A 26521-nucleotide genomic window follows, 5' to 3' on the forward strand; every position below is an offset into this window, starting at 1 on the left:
GTGACACTCTGTAACCAAGCGAAGCCTTTCTCACGTGCTATATTTCGAGCAAAACAAACCTACTTGAGAACAGCCGTGCAGAATTTTGATGTACTTATCATAGGCAGCGGTTTGGCCGGACAATCGGCCGCCCTTCGTTTGGCCAAGCATTGTCGTGTCGCCTTGGTCAGCAAACGAAGCCTTGAGGACTCGGCCTCGGGTTGGGCTCAAGGGGGTATTGCGGCAGTTCTCGACAGTCGCGACTCAATTGAAGCGCACATACAAGACACCTTGATCGCCGGCGCCTGGCTCAACGACGAACCCGCCACCCGCTTCGTTGTTGAAAACGGCCGCCATTCGATCGAATGGTTGATCGAACAGGGGGTGCCCTTCACAAAAGACGACGCCGGCTATCACCTGACCCGTGAAGGCGGCCACAGTGCTCGCCGAGTTATCCATGTCGCCGACGCCACCGGTCTGGCCGTACAGGATACGCTCACCAAGAAAGTTCGCGCTACGCCGAACATTACGGTCCTCGAAAGCCACATTGCCATTGATCTGATCACCGGCGAAAAACTGGGCACAGGTGAAAACCGTTGCTTCGGAGCCTATGTGCTGGATAGTCGCAACGGTGAAGTCATCACGATTGGCGCACCCAATACGCTGATCGCCACCGGTGGCGCGGGCAAGGTATACCTTTACACGACCAACCCGGACACCTCCACCGGTGACGGAATTGCGATGGCTTATCGTGCCGGGTGCCGGGTATCGAACATGGAATTTATCCAGTTCCACCCCACCTGCCTCTACCATCCGCAAGCCAAGTCGTTTTTGATTTCCGAAGCCGTGCGCGGGGAAGGCGGGCTTCTGCGCCTGCCCGACGGTACGCGCTTCATGCTGGAACATGACGAACGCGCCGAACTGGCGCCACGGGATATCGTGGCTCGCGCCATCGACTTTGAAATGAAAAAGCGTGGCCTGGACTGCGTCTTCCTCGATATCTCGCACAAAGGCGAGGATTTCATTCGCAACCATTTCCCAAATATTCACGCCCGTTGCCTTGAACTTGGCATCGACATCGCCAGCGAGCCAATTCCCGTCGTGCCGGCTGCGCACTACACCTGTGGCGGTATCGTCAGCGACCTGAAGGGAAGAACCGATGTCGCAGGCCTATATGTCGCAGGCGAGGCCTCATGCACGGGACTGCACGGCGCCAATCGCCTGGCCTCGAATTCGTTGCTTGAATGCCTTGTTTTCTCGGAGGCTGCGGTCAACGATATTTTGGCCAGCAAAACGAAAGCACTCCCTACCCTACCCCATTGGGACGAAAGCCGGGTTACTGATGCCGACGAAGAGGTGGTCATTTCCCACAATTGGGACGAACTGCGTCGTTTCATGTGGGACTATGTGGGCATCGTACGGACTACCAAACGACTGAAACGCGCCAAGCATCGGATCGGCTTGCTGATGCGTGAAATTGACGAGTTCTATGCCAATTTCCGGGTCAGCCACGACTTGATCGAGTTACGCAACCTTGTCGCGACTGCAGACTTAATCGTCCGCTGCGCCATGCAACGCAAGGAAAGTCGTGGTTTGCACTTTTCACGCGACTACCCGGAAATGCTCGGAAAGGCGAAAAACACCGTTCTCAGGCGTCGTCTGCCGAAGCATTGAAATCGGCCTGCCAGCGCAGGAAGACACGCAAGCGGCGGAAATCATCCTCTTTCAAGCCATCGACCGCAGCAATCAATGTAGATTGCTGCTTGGCATCAATTTCAAGGCGAATGATGGTCAGCCATGGATGCACACTCGACCCGGGCAATAAGCGGGCCGGGGCAAACGGAGCGCTGGCATCAATGGCAACGGAAATCTGCCCGCTTCGCTCAAGACGTAGCGCCGAGAATCGTGGTGTCAAACCTCGCCAAGCCATGGCCGCCAGAAACCATGTTGCCACCAGCACAAGCAATTGAGTTGTTATCGCCTGCGGCCAAAGCAGTATCGCCCCACTTGCCGACAATGCACTTAAAAGAACAAGCAGATCCAGAAAGCGCGAACGGTGCAGTCCGATGCTGATCGGAAACTGCACCGCTCAATTCCTTGCTGAAGAACGTCAGATGCGCTTGAAGACTAGCGATCCATTGGTTCCACCAAAGCCAAAATTATTTTTCAGGGCGATATCAATCTTCATCGGCCGCGCCACATTGGCACAGTAATCCAGGTCACACTCGGGATCCTGGTTGAAGATATTAATGGTTGGTGGAGAAATTTGGTGATGAAGGGCGAGCACCGTGAATAGCGACTCGATGCCACCAGCACCACCCAGCAGATGGCCGGTCATCGACTTGGTCGAATTGACCACCAATTTGTAGGCAGCATCACCAAAAGCCTGCTTGACCGCATCGGTTTCATTCTTGTCCCCAAGCGGCGTTGAGGTGCCATGCGCGTTCAAATACTGAACATCGGAAGGCGCCACGCCGGCGTTCCTCAAGGCGTTCAGCATTGATCGACGCGGACCATCCGTATTCGGCGCGGTGATGTGATAGGCATCGCCACTCATCCCGTAACCGGACAGTTCTGCGTAAATTTTTGCACCGCGCGCCTTGGCGTGCTCGTACTCTTCCAGCACCATGACACCGGCACCTTCACCCAGCACGAAGCCATCGCGGTCCTTGTCCCAGGGGCGACTAGCCGTGGCCGGATCATCGTTTCGAGTAGACAACGCGCGCGCGGCACAGAAACCGCCCATACCCAGCGGGGAAACGGTTGACTCGGCACCACCGGCAACCATTACATCCGCATCACCGTACTCGATGATACGAGCGGCTTCACCGATCGAATGCGTTCCCGTCGTGCAGGCGGTAACCAGTGCGATATTCGGGCCTTTGAAGCCGAACTGGATCGACAAGTTGCCTGAAATCATGTTGATGATCGAACCGGGCACGAAAAACGGCGACACCTTGCGCACACCACCGGCGATATATTCGTCTTTGGTTTGCTCAATCAGCGGCAACCCGCCAATGCCCGAGCCAATAGCGACACCGACTCGTTCGAGATCAGCGACGTTCTCTTTGTCCAGACCGGCATCGCGCACAGCCTGAATGCCTGCCGCCAGGCCGAAATGGATGAAATGATCCATGCGGCGGGCGTCTTTGGCCGGAATGTACTGAGTAATGTCGAAGTTCTTTACTTCCCCGCCAAACTGGACCGGGAAAGTGGAGGTATCGAACTTGGTGATGGGGGCAATGCCGGAGCGGCCAGCCAGAATATTCTGCCAGGCTTCTTCGACGGTGTTTCCGACCGGGCTAACGATACCCAGACCGGTAATTACGACTCTGCGACGTGCCAAGGTGCACTCCGAAAGCAAATGTAGCAAGGCCGGCCATGGGGGCCGGCCTTGCCTGGGTCAACCAGAATTGGATTATTTCTTGTTGGCGAGGATGAAATCGACAGCCTGCTGGACCGTGGTGATCTTTTCTGCCTGGTCGTCAGGGATTTCGCACTCGAATTCTTCTTCCAGCGCCATGACCAGTTCAACGGTATCCAGGGAATCCGCGCCCAGATCGTCCACGAAGGAAGACTCATTCTTGATGTCTGCTTCGTTCACGCCCAGTTGTTCGGCGACGATCTTTTTGACGCGCTCTACGATGTTATCCATTAGAAAAACTCCTTCCCCTCAGGGGTACGAAAAAAAACGTTACAAGTTTACCAAAAGCCGAGGCTTCAGGAAATCAATCCATGAACATACCGCCATTCACATGCACGGTTGTGCCTGTGACATAGGCGGCTGCCGGGGATACGAGAAAACCAACAGTACCGGCAATGTCTTCCGGCGTCCCAGCCCTGCCGAGGGGGATTGAAGCCAGCATTGCCTGCTTCTGCTCCTCCGTCAGAGCATGGGTCATATCTGTTGCAATAAAACCAGGGGCGACGCAATTTACAGTGATGTTACGACTACCCAATTCACGAGCCAAAGAGCGGCTCATGCCAGCCACCCCAGCCTTTGCCGCGCAATAATTAGCCTGCCCAGCATTGCCGGAGTAACCGACTACCGATGTGATATTAACAATGCGACCAAAGCGGGCCTTCATCATGCCACGCATCACGCCACGCGACAGTCGGAATACGGCCTTAAGATTGGTGTCGATCACCGCATCCCAGTCATCATCTCCCATCCGCATCGCCAGGTTATCGCGGGTGATACCTGCATTATTGACGAGGATGGAGATGGCACCGTACTCCTTGCTCAAGGCAGCAAGCGTCGCATCAGTCTGTGCCGCATCGCAAACATTCAACACAATTCCCTTGCCCTTGATCGATGCTTCAGCAAGATAGGCAGAAATCTTGGCAGCGCCATCTTCGCTGGTCGCAGTCCCGATGACGGTAGCTCCCTGCTTGCCAAGTTCCAACGCTATCGCGCGACCAATGCCACGGGTAGCTCCTGTAACAAGTGCGATATTGCTACTCAGCATTGTTCACTCCAGGTTCAGATTTGCATCGATGGCGGCAGCATCAGCCAAGGCAACGCCGGTGACACCGTCGGCACAACGCTTGGTCAGTCCAGCCAAAACCTTGCCCGGACCACATTCCGCAACCGTTGTTACCCCCAAGCCCGCCATCGATTGAATAGTCTCAACCCAGCGCACCGGATTGTAGGCCTGGCGGACCAATGCATCCTTGATCCGAGCCGGGTCATTTTCAATCGCCACGTCCACATTATTGATGACCGGAATCTGTGGCGCATTCAGCGTCAGCTCGGCCAGCCGGGCCGCCAGCTTGTCAGCCGCCGGACGAATCAAGGAAGAATGAAATGGCGCGGAAACCGGCAGGGCCTTTGCCATCTTGGCACCACGTGCCTTGCAGGCGTCCATGGCGCGCTCAACTGCCGCTTTGTGACCAGCAATTACCGTCTGGCCATTGGCATTGAAATTGACTGGCTCGACCACTTCACCTTGCGCCGCCTCGGCACAAGCCGCAACGATGCCTGCGTTATCCAGGCCAAGAATAGCTGCCATAGCACCCGTACCGACCGGGACAGCTTCCTGCATGGCAGCCGCCCGCAAGCGAACCAGGGGCACGGCATCCTTCAACTCGATGACACCGGCAACCACCAGTGCGGAATATTCACCCAGGCTGTGCCCAGCCACCAGCGCAGGCTTCCGCCCGCCTTTCTCTTGCCAGAGCCGCCATGCAGCCACCCCTGCGGTCAACATCACTGGCTGCGTGTTTACCGTTTGGGTCAAGACTTCTGCGGGGCCTTCAGCAACCATGGCCCAGAGATCCTCGCCAAGCGCGGCCGAAGCTTGTTCAAAGGTGGCGCGGACTACGGCAGCGTCACCGTAAGCCGACATCATGCCAACGCTCTGCGAGCCTTGGCCGGGAAATACGAAAGCAAAAGACATTCTCTACGTTTCCTGTATCAGAATTCGATGAGGGCTGCGCCCCAGGTAAAACCGCCGCCAACCCCTTCCAGCAGAACCTTTTGGCCACGCTGAATGCGTCCGTCACGCACCGCCTCGTCCAGTGCCAGCGGCACGGATGCGGCAGAGGTATTGCCATGCCGATCCACCGTCACAATCACATTTTCGCGATTGATACCGAGCCTCTTGCCCGTGGCCTCAATGATGCGGATATTGGCCTGATGCGGAATCAGCCAGTCCACGTCACCGGTTTCAATTCCAGCCACATGGCAAACCTCTTCGGCTATTTCAGCCAGCACGCGAACAGCGAACTTGAAAACAGCCTGCCCATCCATACGCAGGAAAGGATCGCCGGTGACTTGACCGCCGCAAATCTGCCCAGGGACATTCAAAATACCGCTCTGGCTGCCATCGGCGTGCATTGCGGTAGCGATGATTCCGGGCTTTTCCGAAGCTTCGAGCACGACAGCGCCGGCGCCATCGCCAAAGAGAACACAGGTGCCTCGATCGCTCCAGTCGAGGATGCGTGAGAACACCTCGGCGCCAATCACCAACGCCTTTTTGTGGCTGCCTGAGCGAATGAACTTGTCGGCAATCCCCAAGGCATAGGTAAAGCCACTGCAAACTGCTTGCACATCGAATGCAGCAGCCCCCTTATTACCCAGTCGGCCCTGAATCAGGCAAGCCGTGCTGGGAAAGATGAAATCGGGCGTCGAGGTGGCAACGATGATCAAATCGATTTCGCCCGCCGCCACCCCGGCCATCTCCAGAGCACGCTGCGCTGCGATCAGCCCCAACTCGCTGGAGGTCGTACCTGCATCTGCCAAGTAACGACTGCGGATGCCAGTACGAGTAACAATCCACTCATCATTGGTCTCAATGCCGCGTGCGGCAAGGTCGTTGTTGCTGACAGGACTTCCCGGAAGGCAACTGCCGGTACCGATCAAACGTGCGTACATTCAGACATTCTCCACAGCAATGGCTTGAGCCTGGGTCAGGCGCCCGGTGATGCGTTCAAGAACCCGGTTCTCCACCGCCTCGTACGCACGGGAAATAGCATTCCCAAAGGACAGAACATCGGCAGAACCGTGACTCTTCACCGAAATACCTTTAAGGCCGAGAAGAATGGCACCGTTGTAACGCCGGTGGTCAAAACGCTTCTTGAAATTATTAAGAACCGATATGGCGATCAATGCCGCAATCTTGGTTAACCAATTGCGCTTGAATTCGCTACGCAGCGAGGATGCCAGCATTTGCGCCAGGCCTTCCGAAGTCTTCAGGGCGACATTGCCGACAAAACCGTCGCAAACAATGACATCGGCCTCGCCCTTGTAAATCCCGTCGCCTTCGACATTGCCCACGAAGTTCAGATCGGAAGCACGCAGCAACTCGGCCGCCGCTTTGACGACTTCATTGCCTTTGATCTCTTCTTCGCCAATATTGAGGATGCCGACCGTCGGCCTATCCTTGTGCTCCATGGCTGAGACCAGCATGGCCCCCATGATACCGAACTGCAGCAAATGCTCTGGACCGCAATCGACGTTGGCACCGAGGTCCAGCATATGGGTGTGACCGTTAATGGTCGGCAATGGCGCGCAAATTGCCGGGCGCTCAATGCCAGGCAGCATCTTGAGCACAAAACGGGAAATTGCCATCAGCGCGCCAGTGTTTCCGGCAGAAACGCACGCGTCCGCCTCCCCTGCTTTAACGAGGTTGATGGCGACACGCATGGACGAGTCTTTTTTATTGCGCAGGGCGAGCGCCGGCGACTCGTCCATCCCCACAATCTCTGAGGCATGAACGATACGTAGACGAGGATTATCGACCTGAGACCCAAGCAACGGACGCAAAACATCCTCCTGACCAACAAGGATCAGCTTTGCTGCCGGATACTCCACAAGAAAATGGATAGCCGACGGAACCGTCACTGACGGACCGTGGTCACCCCCCATGCAATCAATAGCAATGCGGGCTGTCATGGCAAAAGAAAAGGCAGGCGGCTCACCAGGAACCGCCTGCCTTTCTATGAACGATTACTCGCCCTTGGCCTTCAGGACCTTCTTGCCACGGTAGAAACCGTTGGGGGAAATGTGGTGACGCAGATGCGTCTCACCAGTCGTCGGCTCAACGGCCAGCGGCGGGTTAACCAGGAAGTCGTGAGCGCGATGCATGCCACGCTTGGAAGGGGATTTTTTGTTCTGCTGAACGGCCATGTTGATACTCCAAAAAAATCAGTTCGGCTTGCCTTTAAGCCCCGACAACGCGGCAAACGGATTAATCCGCTCACCAGCACCGGCGGCACCAGGCAAACCACATTTTTCGTGCCGCGGCGCGACTGGCAGGGCCAGGAGAATTTCATCCTCCACCAATTCGGCCACATTCAGTTCGCCCGCCACCGGCAGGAAATCACGAGTGTCGTCTTCCAGCTCATCTTGCGACATATCGGCACCTTCCGGAACAATCTCCAGCAGGCTATCGACATCAAGATCAAAAGGGATGGCTTCCAGGCAGCGCTGGCAGGCCAGCGGCAGCAAACCGGTAACCACCAGATGCAGCAGATGCTCACCACGCTCGCCCTTGAAACCATGAAGCCGGAAACTCACCTCTCCCGAAACTTCTGCCAGCAAATCCTGCAGGCGTTCCAAACTGGAGATCGCCAGCGTTCCCTCGAGAACACGGCCATCTCTGGCAAACATGAAAGCGTCCGAAATCCTTTTCACTTTTGAGCTGTTGCGACTTAAACGCGAGATGATATTATTTTTGGCTTTCCAAGTCAAAACAAAGTGCCGCTTCAAGAAGTCAGCGCAACACCTTGTTGTATTGAAACTTTCATGCCCCAAACCCTGATCCTCGCCTCAACCTCTCCGTATCGCCGCGAACTCCTTGCCCGGCTTGGCCTCCCTTTCCAGGTAGCCAACCCCCAAACGGACGAGACACCATTACCCGCTGAACCACCCGAGGCCATGGCCCTTCGCCTATCCGAAGCCAAGGCTCGCGCCGTTGCAGACAGCTTTCCCGACGCACTCATTATCGGTAGCGACCAGGTTGCCACGGTAGACGGAAAAATATATGGAAAACCAGGCACCCATGAGCGGGCCGTCGATCAATTGCGCAACCTTTCCGGCAAGACCGTCAATTTTTTTACCGGGTTATGCCTGTACAACGCCCGCACCGGGCAAGCCGAAGTGCGTGGCATACCAACACTGGTCAGCTTTCGCCATCTAAGCGACAGCGAGATTGAAAACTACCTGCGCCGTGAGCCTGCCTACAATTGTGCCGGCTCAGCCAAATCGGAAGGACTGGGCATTGCCCTGCTGAGCAAAATGCAGGGCGAGGATCCGAATGCACTGGTCGGTTTGCCGCTGATCGCACTGTGCGACCTCTTGCGCAATCAGGGCCTGGAAATTCTGCAATGACCGGCACGCTATTCCTGATTCCGGTTCCACTGGGACCAACCCCCCCCATCCAATCATTGCCCGCCAACGTACTGACCACCATTCGCCCACTGACCCACTTTGTCGTCGAACAGGCAAAGACAGCGCGCGCCTTTCTGAAAGCAGCAGGAACCGACAAACCCCTGCAGGAGCTGCAACTCGAGGAGCTGAACGAGCACACTAAAGCCGATGCACTGGACCGCCTGTTGGCACCGCTGCGCGCCGGCAACGACGTCGGCCTGCTTTCCGAGGCTGGCTGCCCCGCCGTCGCCGACCCGGGCGCCGATCTTGTCGCACTAGCCCAAAATGAAGGCATTCGGGTCGCACCACTAATTGGCCCGTCGTCACTATTGCTGGCCCTGATGGCTTCCGGACTAAACGGCCAACGCTTCGCATTTCAAGGCTATTTACCCGCAAAGGATGGCGAGCGCAGCAAGGCGCTACAGGATCTTGAGAGCGAATCGCGCAAGCGCAAGCAGACCCAACTCTTCATTGAAACCCCTTATCGCAATCGCGCCATGTACGACTCCATTCTGCAGGCTTGCCAGCCGACAACCCGGCTGAGTGTGGCGACCGACCTGACATTGCCCGGCGAGTCGGTGGTGACGCGCACAATCCAGCAATGGAAAAAGCAAACGCCGCCCGAAATCGAGCGGCGTCCGACGGTATTTCTACTGCTGGCCTGAACTCTTAGCGCAGGCGAGCACTCAGCGCGCTTGCTGAAAACCCCTGCCAGAAGCCGTGCACCGCACCAGCCCCAAGCCGCTTGGCAAAGCGCTCGGCGATGTTGTCCTTGACTGAGTAATCAAGCACTTTCTCGGCCTGAATGACATCACGGGCAACCGAGTCGACGCTACCGAAGTCATCGGCCAGGCCCAACTGAACGCTCTGCACCCCGGTCCACATGAACCCGGAGAACATTTCCGGCGACTCTTTCAGGCGTTTGCCGCGCCCAGTTTTAACAACATCGATGAACTGCTGGTGAATGTCGTTGAGCAGCAACTGGGCGTGCGCTTTATGCGGCTCAGCCTGTGGCGAAAACGGATCAAGGAAACCCTTGTTCTCACCCGCTGTTAACAAGCGACGCTCGACACCCAGCTTGTCCATGGTTCCAGTAAAACCAAAACCATCCATCAAAACACCAATCGAGCCAACAATACTGGCCTTGTTCACGTAAATCTTGTCGGCCGCAGCCGCCACGTAATAACCACCCGAGGCGCACATGTCCTCGACCACTGCATACAGCGGCTTGTCCGGGTACTTGCCACGCAAGCGACGAATTTCATCGTTCACCATCCCAGCCTGCACCGGACTACCCCCAGGGCTATTGATCCGCAAGACAACGCCGGCCACATTTTTTTCCTCGAAGGCGCCATTCAAGGCGGCAATCAGGTTTTCGGCGCTGGCCTCACCCTTGGCCTCGATGACGCCGTTCAGCGTCACCATGGCCGTGTGGCGCTCCTGATGCTCGGCACCACCACCCCAGTCAACCACGGCAATCAGCACCACCAGCAAATAGACGAAGCCGAGCGCCTTGAAAAAAATCCCCCAGCGTCGCCGAGCCCTTTGCTCATCAAGCGCAGCAAAGGCCAGTTTTTCGAGAGCTTTTCGCTCCCAGGTCGAGTTGTTGTCGGGCTGTTGGGGGTTATCCATTATCTTGTTGCTCTAGAAATATTTGCTCTTCGATCTCGCAGACCTTCAGTGGTTTCAAACCCTTCCCCTGACAGCGCCCACCAAGACATCTACCCGTGTCAGGAGCATAAAGTGCGCCATGAATCGAGCAGATCAAGTATAGCTTGGAATCATCGAAGAACTCGCCAGGCTGCCAGTCAAGTTCGGCTGGAACATGGGCACATTCGTTGAAATAGCCATAAACATGGCCGTGATAGCGAATGACGAAGGCCGGCGCATCCCAGCCATGGCGCTTTATCGTAAAGCGGAATCCCTTGCCCGACTCGACCAGTTCACCACTTGCACAAATCAGGCGTAATTCTTTAGCCACAGATCGAGTTCCCGGACAGTGTGCAGGCAAGCCAGCGGCTTGTGCTCAAGCAGGTGCTCATGCGGATGCGCGCCATAAGTGACCGCCAGACTATCGACCCCGGCATTGCTGGCCATTAACAGGTCGTGCGACGTGTCGCCAATCATTACGGTCGACTCGAATGGAACGGCAAATTCGGCCACCAATTGATCAAGCATCTGCGGATGCGGCTTGGAGTGACATTCGTCGGCGCAGCGGGAGGCCTGGAAAAAGGAGCGTAAACCTGAATGATCGAGGGCACGATCCAGGCCGGCACGGCTTTTCCCGGTTGCGATGGTCAGAATATGACCGGCCGACTGCAGGGACGTCAGCATGTCGCGCACGCCCTCAAACAAAACCAACCGGTGATCACCGGAAAGATAATGAAAGCGATAGCGCTCGACCATGGCCTGGTAGTTTTCCGGCTCCAACTCAGGCACCGCGTGGCGCATGGCATCCACCAGGCCAAGGCCGATCACGTGCCGGGCCTGGGCATCACTGGGCTCAGGCAATTGCAGATCGCGACAGGCCGCCTGAATCGCTTGCACAATAGCGCCTGCGGAATCGAGCAAGGTGCCATCCCAATCAAAAACAACAAGCTCATACTTCATTTGCTTCAGCGCCCTTTCTCAAGAATGGCTTGCAGATCATCAACGGTGAATTCCCGTGTTTTTCTGACGTCGACCGCAGCAATATAAGCACCAATACTCTCCGGCAGCGGCGCCAGGCACTCCATTGGCGCCGCTGTCAGTGGATGCCGAAAAGCCATCCGCCAGGCATGCAACGCCATCCGTTTCAAACCGTCTCGCTTGAGGGTTTTGTTCAGCGCAAAATCGCCGTATTTTTCGTCACCAAGGATCGGAAAACCCAAATGCGAAAGATGGACACGAATTTGATGTGTTCGCCCGGTCTTTAGTTGCGCCTCAAGCAGGCTCATGTCCGGCCAGCGGGCCAGCAGGCGAAACACCGTGTGCGAAGCCTTGCCCTCGGGAGCCACGGAAACCCGGCGCTCGCCACCTTCCGTCAAATACTTATGAAGCGGCAACTTGACGTGCTGGGTATTATTCATCCAGCGCCCTTTGACCAATACCAGATAGCGCTTATCGGCCCCCGCCCCGTGCTCGCGGAACATGTCGTGCAGCGCAGTCAGCGCCAGACGCTTCTTGCCGACGAGCAAAACACCAGAAGTTTCACGATCAAGGCGATGCGCCAACTCAAGGAACTTGGCCAGGGGGCGCTGCCGACGCAGCGCCTCGATCACGCCAAAGCTGACTCCGCTGCCGCCATGAACTGCAATGCCTTCCGGTTTATCGATAACCAGCATCGCCTCATCTTCATAGATGATCGGCAGGTCGACACGCTGCTTGGCAGCCTCATCAACCTCGTTTTGGGGTCGCTCCGCGATGCGCATCGGCGGGATACGCAAATTATCGCCCTCGCATAGCCGATGGGTTGCATCGACCCGCTTACTGTTCACTCGGACCTCACCACTGCGCAGAATTCGATAGATGTGGCTCTTCGGAACGCCCTTGCAGCGGCGAATCAGGAAGTTATCCAGACGCTGGCCCTGCTCTTCTTCTGTGATCACGACATGGGTGACCGAATTGTTACCAGCACTGTTCATTTTCTAATATACTGCCCACGTTTTACGTCTCGGTTTGCAAGAGATTCAGAACCGTCAGACCGCTTGCCTCGCGCCACTAGCGCGACTGCCACGCGGCAGGCTCCGAAGTCTCACTTGCGCCACTTGCTCAAGCCAGACCAACGTAAAACGACTGGTTAAGTTCACTCACCAAAAGTAGTGATGTTAATGGATTAGCCCGCTGTAAGCACGCACGGATTGCCCGTTGCAGGAATTTTCAGGTTGCGCATTTCAATAAAAAACACGCAACCGTTTGTTGATCAGCACATTCATCGTCGCCTTTGCCCTCATCCTTAAATGACGCAACCCGATAAAGAACCTGTCGCTGCCTGAACGGGCGTTTCGTTGCCGCGTGCCCAAGCGCGCTGGAGCCCCAAAATAATGAAACGCATGCTTTTCAATGCGACACAGGCCGAAGAACTCCGTGTCGCCATTGTTGATGGTCAGAAACTAATTGATCTAGACATTGAATCGGCCGCCAAGGAACAACGCAAGAGCAACATCTACAAAGGGGTCATCACCCGCATCGAACCGAGTCTCGAAGCCTGCTTCGTTGATTACGGTGCCGATCGGCATGGCTTCCTTCCTTTCAAGGAAATCTCCCGCGCCTATTTCCAGCCAGGTGTCGAAGTCAGTCGTGCCAAGATCAACGAAGCCTTGAAAGAAGGCCAGGAGTTGATCGTTCAGGTCGACAAGGACGAACGTGGCAACAAGGGCGCCGCCCTCACCACCTACGTCTCGCTGGCCGGTCGTTACCTGGTCCTGATGCCGAACAATCCGCGCGGCGGCGGCGTTTCCCGCCGCGTTGACGGCGACGAACGCGCCGAACTGCGCGAAACCATGGATCAGCTTGAAGTGCCCAACGGCATGAGCCTGATCGCCCGCACCGCCGCCATCGGCCGCCAGGCCGAAGAACTGCAGTGGGACTTGAACTACCTGTTGCAACTGTGGAGCGCCATCGAAGGTGCAGCCAAACAACAGAACGGCGCTTTCCTGATTTATCTGGAAGGCAGCCTGGTCATCCGCGCTATTCGCGACTACTTCCACTCGGAAATCGGTGAAATCCTGATCGATACCGACGAGGTTTACGAACAGGCCCGCGCCTTCATGGGCACCGTGATGCCGGCCAACATCAATCGCGTTAAGCGCTATCGCGACGATGTGCCGCTGTTCTCCCGCTTCCAGATCGAACACCAGATCGAAACTGCCTTCGTCCGTCAGGTCAACCTGCCGTCCGGTGGCGCCATCGTCATCGACCACACCGAAGCGCTGGTCGCCGTCGACGTCAACTCCGGTCGCGCCACCAAGGGTGCCGACATCGAGGAAACCGCCTTCAAGACGAACCTGGAAGCCGCCGAAGAACTGGCGCGCCAGTTGCGCCTACGCGACCTCGGCGGCCTGATCGTGATCGACTTCATCGACATGGAGAACACCAAGAACCAGCGCGAAGTCGAAAACCGCCTGCGTGACGCGCTGCGCTTCGACCGTGCCCGCGTCCAGATGGGCAAGATCAGCCGCTTTGGCCTGATGGAACTATCCCGTCAGCGCCTGCGCCCCGCCCTGGCCGAAACCAGCTACATTTCCTGCCCGCGCTGCACCGGCACCGGCCACATCCGCTCCTGCGAATCGGCCGCGCTGCACATCCTGCGCATCCTCGAAGAGGAAGCGATGAAGGAAAACACCGGCGCCGTTCATGTTCAGGTTCCGGTCGATGTCGCCACCTTCCTGCTCAACGAAAAACGCCCGGACATCCAGGCCATCGAGTTGCGCCACAAGGTCACGATCCTGCTGATCCCCAACGTCCACCTGGAAACACCGGCTCACACGATCACCCGCCTGCGTCACGATGACCTGAACAACGACGATGCACGCGAACCATCTTACAAGATGGTCGACGCGCCGGTCGAAGAAGCCTCCAAGCCGGGCAATGGCAAGGACGAAGCAACCAAACCGCGCCAGGAAGCCGTGATCAAAGGCATTTCCCCGGAACAGCCGGCCCCGATCATGCCGGAAAAGGCCGAGCCAATCCCGCAGCCGGCTAGCACCCTGGTCGACCAGCCGGGCTTGTTTGCCCGCCTGTTTTCCTGGCTGCGCAGCGAGCCGAAGCCCGTTGCGCCGGAACCCGTTGCCCAGCCCGCCCCGAAAAAAGGACGCGAAGGCCGTGATAGCCGTCGTGAACGTGGCGAAGGTCGCGATGGCCGCCGCAATGGTCGCAATGCCAATCGACGCGACGAGGGCGAGCGCCAGGAACGCGGCAATCGCAACGAGCGTGGCGAACGCAATACCGAGAAAGCACCGCGCGAGGAAGCGGCTGTCGCACCGAGCGAGCAACGCCCGGAACGCCAGGAGCGCCGTCCGCGCGGCGAGCGCAAGGAGCGTCGCGAACGCCAGCAACCGGAAATCGCCGAGAACAAGCTGGCTCCGGAAGTCGTTGCCGCCGCTTCGCTCAACGCCCCGGCAAACAATGCCGAAGCACCGGACGCCGGCAACGCTGACGAACAAGGCAGCCGTCGCCGTGGTCGTCGCGGTGGTCGTGGCCGCAACGAACGTCGCAATGAAGGCGAGAACGGCAGCGTAGCAGCCGAGAGCACCGTTGAAGCGAATGTTGTCGCCCCCGCCATCGCTGAAGCGGCCTCTGCCGAGACGGTGAATCAGGAACCATTGCTTGTTGTCATTCCGGCTACGGAATCCAGCACGCAAGCTGAAGTTACGGCAGCAGCTCCGGTAGAAATTCCGGCCGCACCAATCGTCGAGGCCCAGCCTGTCGTCGAGGAAGTTGCCACTACTCTCACCGAAGAAGCTCCGGCTCCGGCCCCGGTCGTTGAAGCCGCGCCAGAAGCAATGCCGGCGGTCAACGTGATGGAAAGTGCAAAAACTATCGAAATCGCAACACCTGCCGCAGCTGCACCGGTTGTTGAGGCGGTCGACCTGGAAAAGACTTTGACCGAAAGCGGTCTGGTCATGGTTCAGACGACATCGGCTGCTGTTGTTGCCCAGCCGGAAGCACCGGTCAAGCTCGGCCGCCCGCGCAAGCAGAAGCAGCTTGCCGAGCAAACTGAAAGTGCACCGCTGGTCATGGTGGAAACTCAGAAGTAATACCCGGCGGCTACTGCCGACAAAAAGAAGGGGCGCCCGAGGGCGCCCCTTCTTTTATTGCATAAAGCAAATTGGCGGAATCAGGCGCGCCCCAGCTTTTGCTTGATCTCGTCGACCAGCCCGAGTGAGGCATCCTCGACCATATCCAGCACCAGGTCAAAGCCATGGCCCAGACCATAATAAGGGTCTGGCACTTCGTCGTCATCGAAGTTTCTGGCGTACTCCATGAACAGCTTGATCCGCTCCTGCTGCTCGGGTGCCGCCATGCGTTGCAGGTTATCGAAGTTGCTTTTATCCATCGCCAGAATCAGGTCGAAATAATCCAGATCCTGCCGGGCCACCTTGCGAGCCCGGAGTTGAGAAAGGTTATAGCCGCGCACCGCCGCCGCCCGCTGCGTCCGCGAATCTGGCGCCTCACCAACGTGATAGCCGTGCGTCCCGGCAGAGTCAACTTCAACTTTGTCGCCTAAGTTATTGATTTTTATAAAATGACGCAGCACCCCCTCGGCGGTTGGCGAGCGGCATATATTGCCCATACACACCAGTAGCACGCGAAAAGTCATCTTTTTGCCTCCGTCAGTCAGGGTCGTGGGGCGCCGCGCCGAACACTCGTTCCCTGAGCCGGAAGAGATCGTCGCGGGCCGCCGCCGCTTTTTCGAATTCCAGATTTTTTGCACATTCAAGCATCAGTTTTTCGAGACGCTTGATTTCCTTGGCTACGGTCTTTTCGTCCATGGCCTCATAGACTGCCTGCTGCTGCGCCGCCTTCAACTCAGTCTGGACAGACCCGGCGTCGTAGACGCCATCGATAATGTCCTTGATCTTCTTGGAAACCCCGCGCGGCGTAATGCCATGTTCCGAATTGAAACTGATCTGCTTTTCACGCCGCCGCCCGGTTTCAGCAATGGCACGCTGCATGGATTGTGTAATCGTATCAGCATAGAGGATTGCTGTGCCATGGATATGGCGCGCGGCCCTGCCCATTGTCTGGATTAGTGAACGTTCCGAGCGCAAAAAGCCCTCCTTGTCGGCATCAAGCACGGCGACCAAAGAAACTTCCGGGATATCCAGCCCCTCACGCAGCAAGTTGATACCAACCAGCACATCGAACTCACCGAGACGCAGGTCGCGAATGATTTCGACCCGTTCCACGGTATCAATATCCGAGTGCAGATAGCGCACCCTGATTTCGTTGTCCGCCAGAAAATCGGTCAGATCTTCAGCCATGCGCTTGGTCAAGGTGGTAACCAGCACGCGCTCCTCGACTGCGACCCGTTTCTTGATTTCCGAAAGCAGATCATCGACCTGAGTCGAGGCGGGCCGAACGATGACTTCCGGATCAATCAGTCCGGTCGGCCGGACCACCTGCTCGACGACCTGGCCGGCATGCTGATTTTCATAATCGGCCGGGGTTGCGGAAACGAAGACCGTTTGCCGCATGTGCGCCTCGAACTCGTTGAATTGCAACGGACGATTATCCAGCGCCGACGGCAGACGAAAACCGTAATCGACCAGGTTTTCCTTGCGCGAACGGTCCCCTTTGTACATCCCGCCCACCTGGCCGATGGTGACATGCGACTCGTCGATGAACATCAGCGCATCGGACGGCAGGTAGTCGATCAGCGTCGGCGGCGCCTCCCCGGCTTTTCTGCCGGAAAAATGCCGGGAGTAATTCTCGATGCCCTTGCAGAAACCGATCTGGTCCAGCAACTCGAGATCGAAGCGGGTGCGCTGTTCGATCCGTTGGGCCTCGACCAGCTTGTTGTTTTTGCTGAATAAATCGACCCGATCACGCAGTTCGCTTTTGATCGCCTCGACCGCCCGCAAAACAGTATCGCGCGGCGTTACGTAGTGCGAAGCCGGGAACACGGTAAAGCGGAGAGCCTTATGCAGCAAATGGCCGGTCAGCGGGTCAAAAAACTGCAGCGCCTCGACGTCGTCATCGAACAGCGAAACCCGAATGGCGTGCTCGGCGTGTTCGGCTGGAAAAATATCGATGATATCGCCACGTACGCGGAAGGTGCCACGATGGAAGTCGAGATCGTTTCGCTCGTACTGCATTTCGATCAGGCGCTTGACGATGGCCCGCTGATCCAGTTTGTCACCGACCCGCATGGTCAGGATCATGTTGTGATATTCGTCGCGATCGCCGATACCGTAGATGCAGGAAACCGTAGCGACGATAACGACATCGCGCCGCTCGATCAAGCTCTTGGTCGCCGACAGGCGCATCTGTTCGATGTGCTCGTTGATCGCACTGTCCTTTTCGATGAACAGGTCGCGCGACGGCACGTAGGCTTCCGGCTGATAGTAGTCGTAGTACGAAACGAAATACTCGACCGCATTTTCCGGAAAGAACTCCTTGAATTCCGAATAGAGCTGCGCCGCCAGGGTTTTGTTTGGCGCCAGAATCAAGGCCGGGCGGCCGGTGCGGGCGATGACATTGGCCATCGTATAGGTCTTGCCCGAGCCCGTTACCCCCAACAGCGTCTGGAAGGACAAACCATCCCCCAGCCCTTCGACCAACTGGCGAATGGCTTCCGGCTGATCACCGGCCGGCGGAAAGGGTTGATGAAGACGGAACGGGCTCCCTTCGAAGCAGACCACGGGAGTGCTGGCGGCGGTTTCTATCATGCTAAAATTCTTCGGTTTCTCTCGCGCGGCAAGGTTGCGGCGTGAATATTGTGCCTATTATTCCATGGAGTCCTTATGTCCTCTTCGATCTTTGCTGCGGTGGAAATGGCCCCGCGTGATCCGATCCTCGGTCTGAACGAATCATTCAATGCCGACACCCGTAGCACCAAGGTCAACCTCGGCGTTGGCGTTTACTTCGACGACAATGGCAAGATTCCCTTGCTGGCCGCCGTCAAGGCCGCCGAAGAGGCCCGCCTGAAAGCCGCCCCGCCGCGTGGCTACCAGCCGATTGAAGGCTCGCCGGCCTACAACCAGGCCGTGCAAAACCTGCTGCTCGGCAAGGATTCCGCCCTGATCGCCAACGGCCAGGTCATCACCGCCCAGGCCCTGGGCGGTACCGGCGCCCTGAAAATCGGCGCTGACTACCTGAAGCGCCTGTCGCCGAACGCCAAGGTTTACATCAGCGATCCGTCCTGGGAAAACCACCGCGCGCTGTTTGAATCGGCCGGTTTCGTCGTTGAAAACTACCCGTACTACGATGCTGCCACCCGCGGCGTCAATTTCGCTGGCATGAAGGCCTGTCTGAACAGCCTGGAGGCAGGCTCGATCATCATCCTGCACGCCTGCTGCCATAACCCGACCGGCGCCGACCTGTCTGACGCCCAGTGGCAGGAAGTCGTTGACGTCTGCCGCGCCCGCGGCCTGGTGCCCTTCCTCGACATGGCCTACCAGGGCTTTGCCGACGGTATCGATGCCGATGCCGTTGCCGTCCGCGCCTTCTCCGCTTCGGGTCTGCAATTCTTCGTTTCCAGCTCTTTCTCCAAGAGCTTCTCGCTCTACGGCGAACGCGTCGGTGCCCTGTCCGTCATCACCGCCAGCAAGGAAGAAGCCGGTCGCGTGCTATCCCAGGTCAAGCGCGTTATCCGCACCAACTACTCCAACCCGCCGATCCATGGCGGCGCTCTGGTTGCCGCCGTGCTCTCCTCGCCGGAACTGCGCCAGATGTGGGAAACCGAACTGGCTGGCATGCGCGACCGCATCCGCGCCATGCGCACCGGTCTGGTTGAGGCGATCAAGGCACAAGGCGTCGCGCAGGACTTCTCCTTTGTTGTCCAGCAACGCGGCATGTTCTCCTACACCGGCCTGACCGCCGCTCAAGTCGAGCGCATGAAGGACGAATTCGGCATCTACGCCGTGTCGACCGGCCGGATCTGCCTTGCCGCCCTGAATACCAAGAACCTGGAATACGTGGCCAAGGCGATTGCTGCCGTCACCAAGGCCTGAGTTCAACGACGACAAGCTGAAAAGGCTGGACTGCGGTCCTGCCTTTTTTTATTTGCTGACCGCGCTTAGATCGGGAAGCTCTCCGCTTACCCGGACCGGTGTCCTGATCGTCGATACCGATGTCTGCATCGTGACCATCAGGTTGCCATCGACTACGCCATCCCGCCCGGCCTGAAACTGGCCGTTTGCCGTGACCATTCCCGCCGTCATCTGAATATCACGGGCGCTGACCAATCGTGGATTTATCGTCACATTGGCCCGCAAACGGTCGAACTTGGTCGAACCACCGCGCACCACCGCACCAGGGCCGCGTCGGGCCACCTCGCCAAGATCCAGACCGTGCAGATTGCCACGGGTAATCTCGGCATCAAGCAAGGCTTCAACATTGCGCCAGAGCGTCGACCAGTCCTGGCCGCTTGAACGCAAACGCAAGCTTCCGGCCAGTTCGCCATCGAGATTCAGTGCAGGGATGAACACTGCACTCAGCTTCCGGCAATCCAGACGGCTCAAGCTCACATCCCCGGCCATGGCCAGCGCTTTGCTCCAGTCAAGCAGCCAACTGCCCTTGATTACCCCTCCCAGAAAGCTGCTGTCGAACTCGTGGATAAGCAGCTTGCCCTTCTGCAAAAGCCCTTTGGCCTGAAGCGCATTGAAACTCACCGCACTCCCCGCCGGCTTCCAGGCAACACCATCGATATTGAGCAGAATTCCCTGGGGACTTGGTATGGCGGCCAGGCGAAGGCTGCGGTCGACGGTCTCAAAAGTCGCTTTTTCAACACTGCCGTCAGGCTTGAAGAGAATTTCGCCGGAAAGATCGCGCAGCGACAAATCAAGCACGCTGACGGTCATTCGCTCGACGCGTAATTGACGAATCAGCAATCCGCCGCTACCGGGTGTCGGCGGCGCCGCCCAGAGGGGCAGCGTTGCCAAGCGGTCGGCCATGAACGATGCCCCGACCACTTCCATACTGGGCAACACATGCGGTGGCCTGCCGAGCAGTGCGAGCGGCGAAGCAATCCTTACCTGCTCAACCGTTGAGTCGCCAGCCTCACCGATACGGAGGCGGTCGATGACCAGCACCGGACGCGGCCAGACTGAAACCCCAACCCCGCCAACATGCACCGGCGTTTGCAATAGCCGAGAAGCGGCAGCCTCGATGCCGGGTTTCAAACTTTGATAGGGGTAGAACAAAACCAGCAGTACAAGCGCCAGACAAAGGCCGCCGACCCCCAACAGGAACCACTGCAACAGGCTTTTCCGCTTGCCACTGGAGGTCGGCCCCGCCGGTTCGGAGCCGGCCTTTCCAGAACCGTCAGGCAGCCCGGCGCTAGGCAAAATCGGCTTACCGAAAGTTGAAAAGCTACTGGCCGCGCTTTCCTCGGCGACGAACTCGGGAATGGTTTTCGAGCGCGGACCGAAAGTGGAGAATTGGGAGAGTGCCGACACCTGCCCGGTTTTCTGTACCTGACGCTTGCTTTCCTCCCAAACCGAAGCCGCCTCAAGGGTTGGCGCGATGAAGCCTCCTTCTTCCAGTTCTCGCAGAGCGTTTTCAACGAGACGAGGATTGCCGATTTTCACCGCCAACTCTCCGGCGCTAAGTTTGCCGTCCACCTGGACCAGCACCATGCGCAAGTTGCGCTGAACGACACGCGTACTCTGCCTGACCGCCTCATCCCCGGTCGGAGTCTTTGCATAAACCAGGCTTGAATCCATGTCAGAGGGTTCTTTTTCTTAAAATGTTACAAAAAGCTTGACAGACAAAGGGCTCAAAACTATACTGCGCGCCTCTGTTCCTCGATAGCTCAGTCGGTAGAGCGCCGGACTGTTAATCCGTAGGTCCCTGGTTCGAGCCCAGGTCGGGGAGCCAAAATTTGAACGGCCCGCAGCAATGCGGGCCGTTTTCATTTTCAGCGCAGCCATCTCGATTTTCATCTCCCCGCTGCACACAATATATTCCCCACAAAGATCACCGCACATAAACAAGTCACCTTGTTTCGAAAAATCGTCTTTAATCCTGCAGTTAGACTAGCCCCATTCTAACCTGCGGGCAAGATTTGCCAAATACAACAAGACCTTGCCGACCGGCTCAACTCGACCAAGCCAAGGCTGCAAGTATCAGGCGAGCGAGAAATCTCCGGCATCAATGTGCCACCACCAACGATGGCCACGAAACAGCCCCAACCTCCGAAAGCACCGTCACGGCAGGCAAAGCACGTATAGAATGAACTTTTGCATTTTTGATGTCTCCACTTGTCTGGAGAGCGGTGGCTATTGATAATCCACGATCGCCGCACTAAGTCGCTCTCACCTTTGGTCGCACCTTATCTAACACCCCATTCATGCACAACGAAACCCTGAGGCCCGAATCCACGCCAGCCGACGCCACCGGCTTCAAACCGGTCATCAGCGCCGCTGCTGCCAGCAGCCACCCCGCGGGAACACTGGTGGATAAATACGGGCGCCGCATCAGTTACGTTCGGCTGTCGATTACCGACCGCTGCGATTTTCGTTGCACTTATTGCATGGCCGAGGAAATGACTTTCCTACCGCGCGACGAGGTGATGAGCCTTGAAGAGTGCCTGCGCGTTGCCACGGTTTTTGTCGGACTGGGGGTAAACAAGCTGCGCATTACCGGCGGAGAACCACTGGTTCGCAAGGATGCGATGTGGCTGATCGAACGACTGGGCACCCTGCCCGGCCTCGACAACCTGGTGCTGACCACCAACGGCTCCCAGCTCGACCGTTTTGCTACCCCATTACGTGCAGCCGGCGTCAAGCGCCTGAACGTCAGCCTCGACACCCTGCGCACTGACCGCTTCAAGGCCATTACCCGGATTGGCGATATCAAAAAGGTTTTCAGCGGCATCGAGGCGGTCCGGGCGGCCGGCTTCAAGCGCACAAAATTGAATACTGTGATGATGCGCGGCACCAATGATGACGAATTTGTCGACCTGGTCCGCTACGCCGTCGATAACGAACTCGACATCTCCTTCATCGAGGAAATGCCACTCGGCGAAATCCACGGTCGCAGCAACACCTACATATCCTCCGAGGAAACCCGCGACAAGCTGGCCGAATATTTTGAACTGATCCCCTCCACCGAATCCTCCGGCGGCCCGGCACGCTACTGGCGAATACCGGGCTCGGAGTCGCGGATCGGCTTCATCTCGCCCCACAGCCATAACTTCTGCGATACCTGTAACCGGGTCCGCGTTACAGCCAAAGGCGAGCTCTACCCGTGCCTTGGCCAAAATGATGCGGCCAACCTGATGCAGGTCCTGCGCGCCGACAACAGCGAAGAAGGGTTGCGCCAGGCGATTGTCGACAGTATGGGCATCAAGCCGCTCGGTCATGACTTCACGCAGCAGATGGACTCACCGCAGGTTGTTCGCTTCATGTCGATGACCGGCGGCTGAGTACCGGACGCTCGGCAGTGCTATTTTCCCGGCTCTCCCGCTCAGCCTCGCTGAAGAACCGCAAGCGGCTTGCCGCCTTTCTTTTCGCTATGATCGTCGCCAGCCTGCTTGGTTCGCTACTGGCGCCGGGCAGGCTATTTTCCGTCTTGTTGGTAGCCAGCCTGCTGGGCTCGGCACTGTTTGCCTACGGCGGATGGCTGGACTTCCAGTCGATCCGCCGAGCCTACGACATGGCGATGCTCGCCGCACATGACGGTTTCTGGGAATGGGATCCGAGGACCAAAAAACTGCACGTGGGCACCCGCCTGCTCGAGATTCTCGGCTATCGCGAAGACTTTCTTCCGGATACGAATGCCTGGCTCAAGCTGGTCCACCCCGACGATATTGCGGTCTACAACAAGGCCGTCGCACAGCACCTGAAAGGGGAAAGCGATTTTTTTTACTGTGAGTATAGGGTGCTTGCCAGTGATGCCAACTATCGCTGGATAGCCTCCCGCGGACTGGCGGTTCGCGACCGGAAGGGAAAGGCTTACCAGATGGTCGGCTCAGTCACCGATATCACTGACCGTCGCCAGCACCAGGAGGAAATGGAGTTTCTCGCCCAGCACGACGCGCTGACCGGCCTGCCCAACCGCCTGCTCTTCGCCGAACATTTGCAGGAGGCGATTGGCCTGGCCAAAAGCTCGGGCAACAAGCTGGCCGTCCTCTTCATCGATCTCGACCGATTCAAAAACATCAACGACACCCTCGGTCACCGGGCCGGCGACCAGTTGCTGCAACTGGTCGCGCAATGCCTGCGCAGCGAGATGCCCACCGGGTGCAGCCTGTACAGACAAGGTGGCGATGAATTCATCGTGCTGATCACCTCGATCAGAGACGCCAAAGAGGCGACCGATACAGCCCTCCTGCTCAAGGAAAAAATCACCGCACCGCTCGCCGGCGGCGACAACGATTTCTTCACCAGCGCCAGCATCGGTATCAGCATTTTTCCCGAAGACGCCAGCGACGGCGAAACCCTGCTCCGCCATGCCGACACCGCCATGTACGAGGCCAAAGCGGCAGGCGGCAACGCCATTCGCTCGCATACACCGGTCATGGATCAACGGGTCACCTTCCGGATGTCACTGGAAACACGGCTGCGTCGCGCCTTGCAGGAAAAACAGTTCGAGTTGCATTATCAGCCGCAGGTTGATGCGACAAGCGGCAAGCTGATCGGCGCCGAGGCACTGATTCGCTGGCACGACGGTGAAAACTCGATTCGCCCGGACCAGTTCATTCCGGTTGCCGAAGAAAGCGGCCTGATCATCCCGATCGGCGAATGGGTGATCGATTGTGCCATTACCCAGATTGCCGCATGGCGCGAGTGTTTTGGCGAGATTCCGCCAATTGCCATCAATCTGTCACCCCGCCAGTTTTGGCGCCCATCGGTTTCGCGCCACATCATCGAGCACATGCAGGCTGCTGGCCTGCCCAGTTCAGCCCTTGAGGTCGAGATCACCGAGTCGGTGCTGCTCGATGCCGACGGTGGCAGTGTCGAAGAACTGATGCAGCTGCGCGCAGCGGGCATCGCCATTGCACTGGATGATTTCGGCACCGGCTATTCCTCGCTGTCCTACCTGCAGCGCCTGCCGATCAGCACCTTGAAAATCGACCGCTCCTTCATCAACAACCTCGTGCTGGATGATGGATCGTCGGGGAGCGAGCCACTGGTCCGCGCCATTATTGCAATGGCCAAGAGCCTATCGCTCAGCATTGTCGCCGAAGGTGTCGAAACCCAGCCCCAGCACCGGCAACTGAGAACGCTGGGCTGCGACATCATTCAGGGCTACTTGATCAGCCGACCGCTCGCTGCGACGGAATTTGCCGACAAATTTCTGGTTGACCGCAGCACTCCAGGCTAAGCCCGACCATGCAGGGTTAAACGCGCCCGACTTCAATCAACAAAGAGCAGAAATATAAAAGGCGACCCATTGGGTCGCCTTCAGACTGCTGACGAACCCCCGATTTTTCGGGGGTTTTGTTTTTCTGTTTGGAAATCAGGCTGATTTCCGGATTCAAGACGAAACGAGGCGGATTGTGAAGTTTGCCTGGAGAAACCCGACCTGCCAGCGATAGCGGGCGGATTGGGCGGAAAACTGGGTTCGGGCAAGGATTTTGAGCAGTAAGGCGGCGGCCTTCCTGGCCAGCAACAGGGCCATCTTCTTCATGTTCTGACAGGCAGCCGAGAGCAGGCACTGCGCCTGCACCTTGGCCAGCCCCCGGAAACGGGCGTAACGGTGGCCGTGCAACTCCTTGGCATCGGCAAAGCTGCGCTCCACGGTTTCCTTGCGTCGGGCGTACAGCCGTTTGCCCAGGTCGGTCAGGCGATTGGCGTTGATCGCGCTTCCTTGCACGCTTCCCAGAGATGCCGGGTGACGAGCTTCTGGTGACTCCTGCTCTGCGTACATTGCGCTCGTTGGGCACAATCGGCGCAATGTTTGGGATTTGAGGCATATTCCCGATAGCCCAGCCGGTTGGTCGTCCGGTACGGCAGGACTTCACCGGTCGGGCAGCGGTAGCAATCCTGTACCGCATCGTAGAGATAGTCCCGCTTGTAGAAATAGCCATCGCGGTGGCTCGGTCGCTTGTAGCCCATCACCCCGAACAGTTCCCGGTCAAGGATGCCCTTGCAGACTTGGGGAGTGAAATACCCGGCATCCAGACCGACGGCACCCACAGCCAACTCAAAGCGTTCCTTGGCCCGATCCAGGCGGGCAAGGTACGGTTGGCTGTCGTGGACATTGCCCGGCGTGACATGGGTATCGACGATCAGGGCATGCACGCCATCGACGGTGCGGTGATCCAGATAGAAGAAGCCGGTCGGCTTGTTGTCGCGGGCCATGAAGCCTGCGTCGGGATCGACCGTACTGACCTTAATTTCCTTGGTCGGCGGGGCCGAGTCATCGTCATCGCGCTTGAGCGGCTTCTTGCCGGCAGCGACCCGATCAGCCTCGATCGCCGCATCGAGTTCGGCCAGGTAGGCCGCCGGGGTTTGTTCAAGCTGATGGATTTCAAAGTGCCGTTTGTTGGCGTTGGCCTTCAGGTGGGTGCTGTCGGTGTAGAGCACACGCCCACCAATCAGCTTGTGCTCGATGGCTTGCTCGACAATACCGTCGAAGATGCGTTGCTCGATGTCCGTGCCGACAAACCGGCGACGACGGTTCTGCGACAGCGTTGAGGCATCCGGGACCTTGTCCGTCAGGCGAAAGCCGAGAAACCAGCGGTAGGCAACATTGACTTCGATTTCCTTGACCAGTCGCCGCTCGGAGCGAATCCCGAACAGATAGCCGATGAATAGCATTTTGAACAACACCACCGGATCAACGGCCGGTCGGCCATTGTTCTCGCAGTAAAGGTGCTGGGTCGCTTCGCGGATGAAATCAAACCGGATGTGCTGGTCGAGCAGTCGGAGCAAGTGGTCTTTCGGGACCAGTTGCTCCAACGTCACCATCTCCAGTTCCGTCTGGGCAGGGGAGGCAGGCTTGAGCATGCCAACATTATAAAAAAACAAAGCCCCCAAACGATTGGAGGCTTTGTCAGCAATCTGAGGAGGTCCGAAG

General features: G+C 57.7%; 24 protein-coding genes and 1 tRNA gene. 8 read left to right on the plus strand and 17 right to left on the minus strand.

All coding sequences use genetic code 11. The features are described from left to right. The first annotated feature begins 75 nt into the window (after positions 1-75). On the plus strand, positions 76-1653 hold the full coding sequence (gene nadB, locus AT959_RS12595) for an L-aspartate oxidase (RefSeq protein ID WP_066883604.1): 1578 nt from the start codon (positions 76-78) through the stop codon (positions 1651-1653). Here the strand turns inward: nadB and AT959_RS21185 are convergent. The 9 genes from AT959_RS21185 to AT959_RS12635 all read right to left on the minus strand — a co-directional run bounded on the left by AT959_RS21185 (position 1628) and on the right by AT959_RS12635 (position 8191). Further along, on the minus strand, positions 1628-2065 hold the full coding sequence (locus AT959_RS21185; protein ID WP_157651295.1) for a protein YgfX: 438 nt from the start codon (positions 2063-2065) through the stop codon (positions 1628-1630). The genes nadB and AT959_RS21185 overlap by 26 nt on opposite strands. Before the next feature lie 24 nt (positions 2066-2089). Beyond that, positions 2090-3325 carry a beta-ketoacyl-ACP synthase II gene (gene fabF / locus AT959_RS12600; protein WP_066883605.1) on the minus strand — a complete coding sequence of 412 codons (1236 nt, stop codon included), beginning with the start codon at positions 3323-3325 and terminating at the stop codon, positions 2090-2092. Positions 3326-3397: 72 nt separating this feature from the next. Further along, positions 3398-3634 (minus strand): acyl carrier protein, encoded by a 237-nt coding sequence (gene acpP, locus AT959_RS12605; RefSeq protein ID WP_066883607.1) that lies wholly within the window; start codon positions 3632-3634, stop codon positions 3398-3400. A gap of 73 nt (positions 3635-3707) precedes the next feature. Continuing rightward, a complete protein-coding gene (gene fabG, locus AT959_RS12610) occupies positions 3708-4448 on the minus strand; it encodes a 3-oxoacyl-ACP reductase FabG (protein WP_066883609.1) in 741 nt (246 codons plus the stop codon). A gap of 3 nt (positions 4449-4451) precedes the next feature. Beyond that, complete coding sequence (gene fabD / locus AT959_RS12615) at positions 4452-5378, minus strand: ACP S-malonyltransferase (RefSeq protein WP_066883611.1); 927 nt, start codon at positions 5376-5378, stop codon at positions 4452-4454. A gap of 17 nt (positions 5379-5395) precedes the next feature. Then, a complete protein-coding gene (locus AT959_RS12620) occupies positions 5396-6355 on the minus strand; it encodes a beta-ketoacyl-ACP synthase III (protein WP_066883613.1) in 960 nt (319 codons plus the stop codon). Beyond that, positions 6356-7375: a phosphate acyltransferase PlsX gene (plsX, locus tag AT959_RS12625; RefSeq protein ID WP_066883615.1), complete on the minus strand. Its 1020-nt coding sequence runs from the start codon at positions 7373-7375 to the stop codon at positions 6356-6358. Between the two features lie 54 nt (positions 7376-7429). After that, positions 7430-7609: a 50S ribosomal protein L32 gene (rpmF, locus tag AT959_RS12630; protein WP_066883617.1), complete on the minus strand. Its 180-nt coding sequence runs from the start codon at positions 7607-7609 to the stop codon at positions 7430-7432. Positions 7610-7627: 18 nt separating this feature from the next. Further along, on the minus strand, positions 7628-8191 hold the full coding sequence (locus AT959_RS12635; RefSeq protein WP_066883619.1) for a YceD family protein: 564 nt from the start codon (positions 8189-8191) through the stop codon (positions 7628-7630). A gap of 36 nt (positions 8192-8227) precedes the next feature. Between AT959_RS12635 and AT959_RS12640 the strand changes: the two genes are divergently transcribed. Both AT959_RS12640 and AT959_RS12645 read left to right on the plus strand, forming a co-directional pair. After that, positions 8228-8812, plus strand: a complete 585-nt coding sequence (locus AT959_RS12640) for a Maf family protein (protein ID WP_066883621.1) — start codon at positions 8228-8230, stop codon at positions 8810-8812. Further along, positions 8809-9516, plus strand: coding sequence for an SAM-dependent methyltransferase (locus AT959_RS12645; protein WP_066883623.1), 708 nt, complete (start codon positions 8809-8811; stop codon positions 9514-9516). The genes AT959_RS12640 and AT959_RS12645 overlap by 4 nt, the downstream gene beginning before the upstream one ends. Positions 9517-9520: 4 nt before the next feature. On the opposite strand, the gene AT959_RS12650 is transcribed toward AT959_RS12645, so the two are convergent. Genes AT959_RS12650 through AT959_RS12660 form a run of 4 tightly spaced genes read right to left on the minus strand, consistent with a single transcriptional unit; the run spans position 9521 to position 12474 of the window. Further along, positions 9521-10483, minus strand: a complete 963-nt coding sequence (locus AT959_RS12650; protein WP_066883625.1) for a S49 family peptidase — start codon at positions 10481-10483, stop codon at positions 9521-9523. After that, positions 10476-10832 carry a Rieske (2Fe-2S) protein gene (locus tag AT959_RS20560; RefSeq protein ID WP_083518388.1) on the minus strand — a complete coding sequence of 119 codons (357 nt, stop codon included), beginning with the start codon at positions 10830-10832 and terminating at the stop codon, positions 10476-10478. Before AT959_RS20560 ends, AT959_RS12650 begins: the two co-directional genes overlap by 8 nt. Beyond that, complete coding sequence (locus tag AT959_RS12655) at positions 10811-11461, minus strand: HAD family hydrolase (protein WP_066883627.1); 651 nt, start codon at positions 11459-11461, stop codon at positions 10811-10813. Before AT959_RS12655 ends, AT959_RS20560 begins: the two co-directional genes overlap by 22 nt. Before the next feature lie 5 nt (positions 11462-11466). Next, on the minus strand, positions 11467-12474 hold the full coding sequence (locus tag AT959_RS12660) for an RluA family pseudouridine synthase (RefSeq protein ID WP_066883629.1): 1008 nt from the start codon (positions 12472-12474) through the stop codon (positions 11467-11469). A 399-nt stretch (positions 12475-12873) separates the two neighbouring features. On the opposite strand from AT959_RS12660, the gene AT959_RS12665 reads away from it, so the two are divergent. Further along, positions 12874-15588, plus strand: coding sequence for an Rne/Rng family ribonuclease (locus tag AT959_RS12665; protein WP_066883630.1), 2715 nt, complete (start codon positions 12874-12876; stop codon positions 15586-15588). 80 nt (positions 15589-15668) lie between these two features. Here the strand turns inward: AT959_RS12665 and AT959_RS12670 are convergent, their stop codons facing one another. Both AT959_RS12670 and uvrB read right to left on the minus strand, forming a co-directional pair. Continuing rightward, a complete protein-coding gene (locus AT959_RS12670) occupies positions 15669-16151 on the minus strand; it encodes a low molecular weight protein-tyrosine-phosphatase (RefSeq protein WP_066883632.1) in 483 nt (160 codons plus the stop codon). 13 nt (positions 16152-16164) lie between these two features. Then, on the minus strand, positions 16165-18222 hold the full coding sequence (gene uvrB / locus AT959_RS12675) for an excinuclease ABC subunit UvrB (protein ID WP_066883634.1): 2058 nt from the start codon (positions 18220-18222) through the stop codon (positions 16165-16167). Between the two features lie 75 nt (positions 18223-18297). Between uvrB and AT959_RS12680 the strand changes: the two genes are divergently transcribed. Further along, positions 18298-19506, plus strand: a complete 1209-nt coding sequence (locus tag AT959_RS12680) for an amino acid aminotransferase (protein ID WP_066883635.1) — start codon at positions 18298-18300, stop codon at positions 19504-19506. A gap of 48 nt (positions 19507-19554) precedes the next feature. Here the strand turns inward: AT959_RS12680 and AT959_RS12685 are convergent, their stop codons facing one another. Next, positions 19555-21219: an AsmA family protein gene (locus tag AT959_RS12685; RefSeq protein WP_066883637.1), complete on the minus strand. Its 1665-nt coding sequence runs from the start codon at positions 21217-21219 to the stop codon at positions 19555-19557. Between the two features lie 78 nt (positions 21220-21297). On the opposite strand from AT959_RS12685, the gene AT959_RS12690 reads away from it, so the two are divergent. The 3 genes from AT959_RS12690 (at position 21298) to AT959_RS12700 (ending at position 24823) form a co-directional block, all read left to right on the plus strand. After that, positions 21298-21373, plus strand: a tRNA-Asn gene (locus tag AT959_RS12690). 472 nt (positions 21374-21845) lie between these two features. Further along, positions 21846-22922 (plus strand): GTP 3',8-cyclase MoaA, encoded by a 1077-nt coding sequence (gene moaA / locus AT959_RS12695; protein ID WP_083518389.1) that lies wholly within the window; start codon positions 21846-21848, stop codon positions 22920-22922. A 17-nt stretch (positions 22923-22939) separates the two neighbouring features. Then, positions 22940-24823 (plus strand): putative bifunctional diguanylate cyclase/phosphodiesterase, encoded by a 1884-nt coding sequence (locus tag AT959_RS12700; RefSeq protein WP_157651296.1) that lies wholly within the window; start codon positions 22940-22942, stop codon positions 24821-24823. Positions 24824-24976: 153 nt separating this feature from the next. Here AT959_RS12700 and AT959_RS12710 read toward each other — a convergent pair. Continuing rightward, positions 24977-26451, minus strand: a protein-coding gene (locus tag AT959_RS12710; protein WP_240481704.1) for an IS1182 family transposase whose coding sequence is annotated in 2 segments (ribosomal slippage) — positions 24977-25303 and positions 25306-26451 — 1473 coding nt in all. Because the reading frame shifts where the segments join, the coding sequence is not laid out codon by codon here. Between the last annotated feature and the right edge of the window lie 70 nt (positions 26452-26521).

This window comes from Dechloromonas denitrificans, assembly GCF_001551835.1.
Lineage (GTDB): Bacteria > Pseudomonadota > Gammaproteobacteria > Burkholderiales > Rhodocyclaceae > Azonexus > Azonexus denitrificans.

Coding starts and splice junctions, on each gene's coding strand:
- acpP (WP_066883607.1), bottom strand. CDS start 3,634: ATGGATAACATCGTAGAGCGCGTCAAAAAGATCGTCGCCGAACAACTG.
- fabG (WP_066883609.1), bottom strand. CDS start 4,448: ATGCTGAGTAGCAATATCGCACTTGTTACAGGAGCTACCCGTGGCATT.
- fabD (WP_066883611.1), bottom strand. CDS start 5,378: ATGTCTTTTGCTTTCGTATTTCCCGGCCAAGGCTCGCAGAGCGTTGGC.
- AT959_RS12620 (WP_066883613.1), bottom strand. CDS start 6,355: ATGTACGCACGTTTGATCGGTACCGGCAGTTGCCTTCCGGGAAGTCCT.
- plsX (WP_066883615.1), bottom strand. CDS start 7,375: ATGACAGCCCGCATTGCTATTGATTGCATGGGGGGTGACCACGGTCCG.
- rpmF (WP_066883617.1), bottom strand. CDS start 7,609: ATGGCCGTTCAGCAGAACAAAAAATCCCCTTCCAAGCGTGGCATGCAT.
- AT959_RS12640 (WP_066883621.1), top strand. CDS start 8,228: ATGCCCCAAACCCTGATCCTCGCCTCAACCTCTCCGTATCGCCGCGAA.
- AT959_RS12645 (WP_066883623.1), top strand. CDS start 8,809: ATGACCGGCACGCTATTCCTGATTCCGGTTCCACTGGGACCAACCCCC.
- AT959_RS12650 (WP_066883625.1), bottom strand. CDS start 10,483: ATGGATAACCCCCAACAGCCCGACAACAACTCGACCTGGGAGCGAAAA.
- AT959_RS12655 (WP_066883627.1), bottom strand. CDS start 11,461: ATGAAGTATGAGCTTGTTGTTTTTGATTGGGATGGCACCTTGCTCGAT.
- AT959_RS12660 (WP_066883629.1), bottom strand. CDS start 12,474: ATGAACAGTGCTGGTAACAATTCGGTCACCCATGTCGTGATCACAGAA.
- AT959_RS12665 (WP_066883630.1), top strand. CDS start 12,874: ATGAAACGCATGCTTTTCAATGCGACACAGGCCGAAGAACTCCGTGTC.
- AT959_RS12670 (WP_066883632.1), bottom strand. CDS start 16,151: ATGACTTTTCGCGTGCTACTGGTGTGTATGGGCAATATATGCCGCTCG.
- uvrB (WP_066883634.1), bottom strand. CDS start 18,222: ATGATAGAAACCGCCGCCAGCACTCCCGTGGTCTGCTTCGAAGGGAGC.
- AT959_RS12680 (WP_066883635.1), top strand. CDS start 18,298: ATGTCCTCTTCGATCTTTGCTGCGGTGGAAATGGCCCCGCGTGATCCG.
- AT959_RS12685 (WP_066883637.1), bottom strand. CDS start 21,219: ATGGATTCAAGCCTGGTTTATGCAAAGACTCCGACCGGGGATGAGGCG.
- moaA (WP_083518389.1), top strand. CDS start 21,846: ATGCACAACGAAACCCTGAGGCCCGAATCCACGCCAGCCGACGCCACC.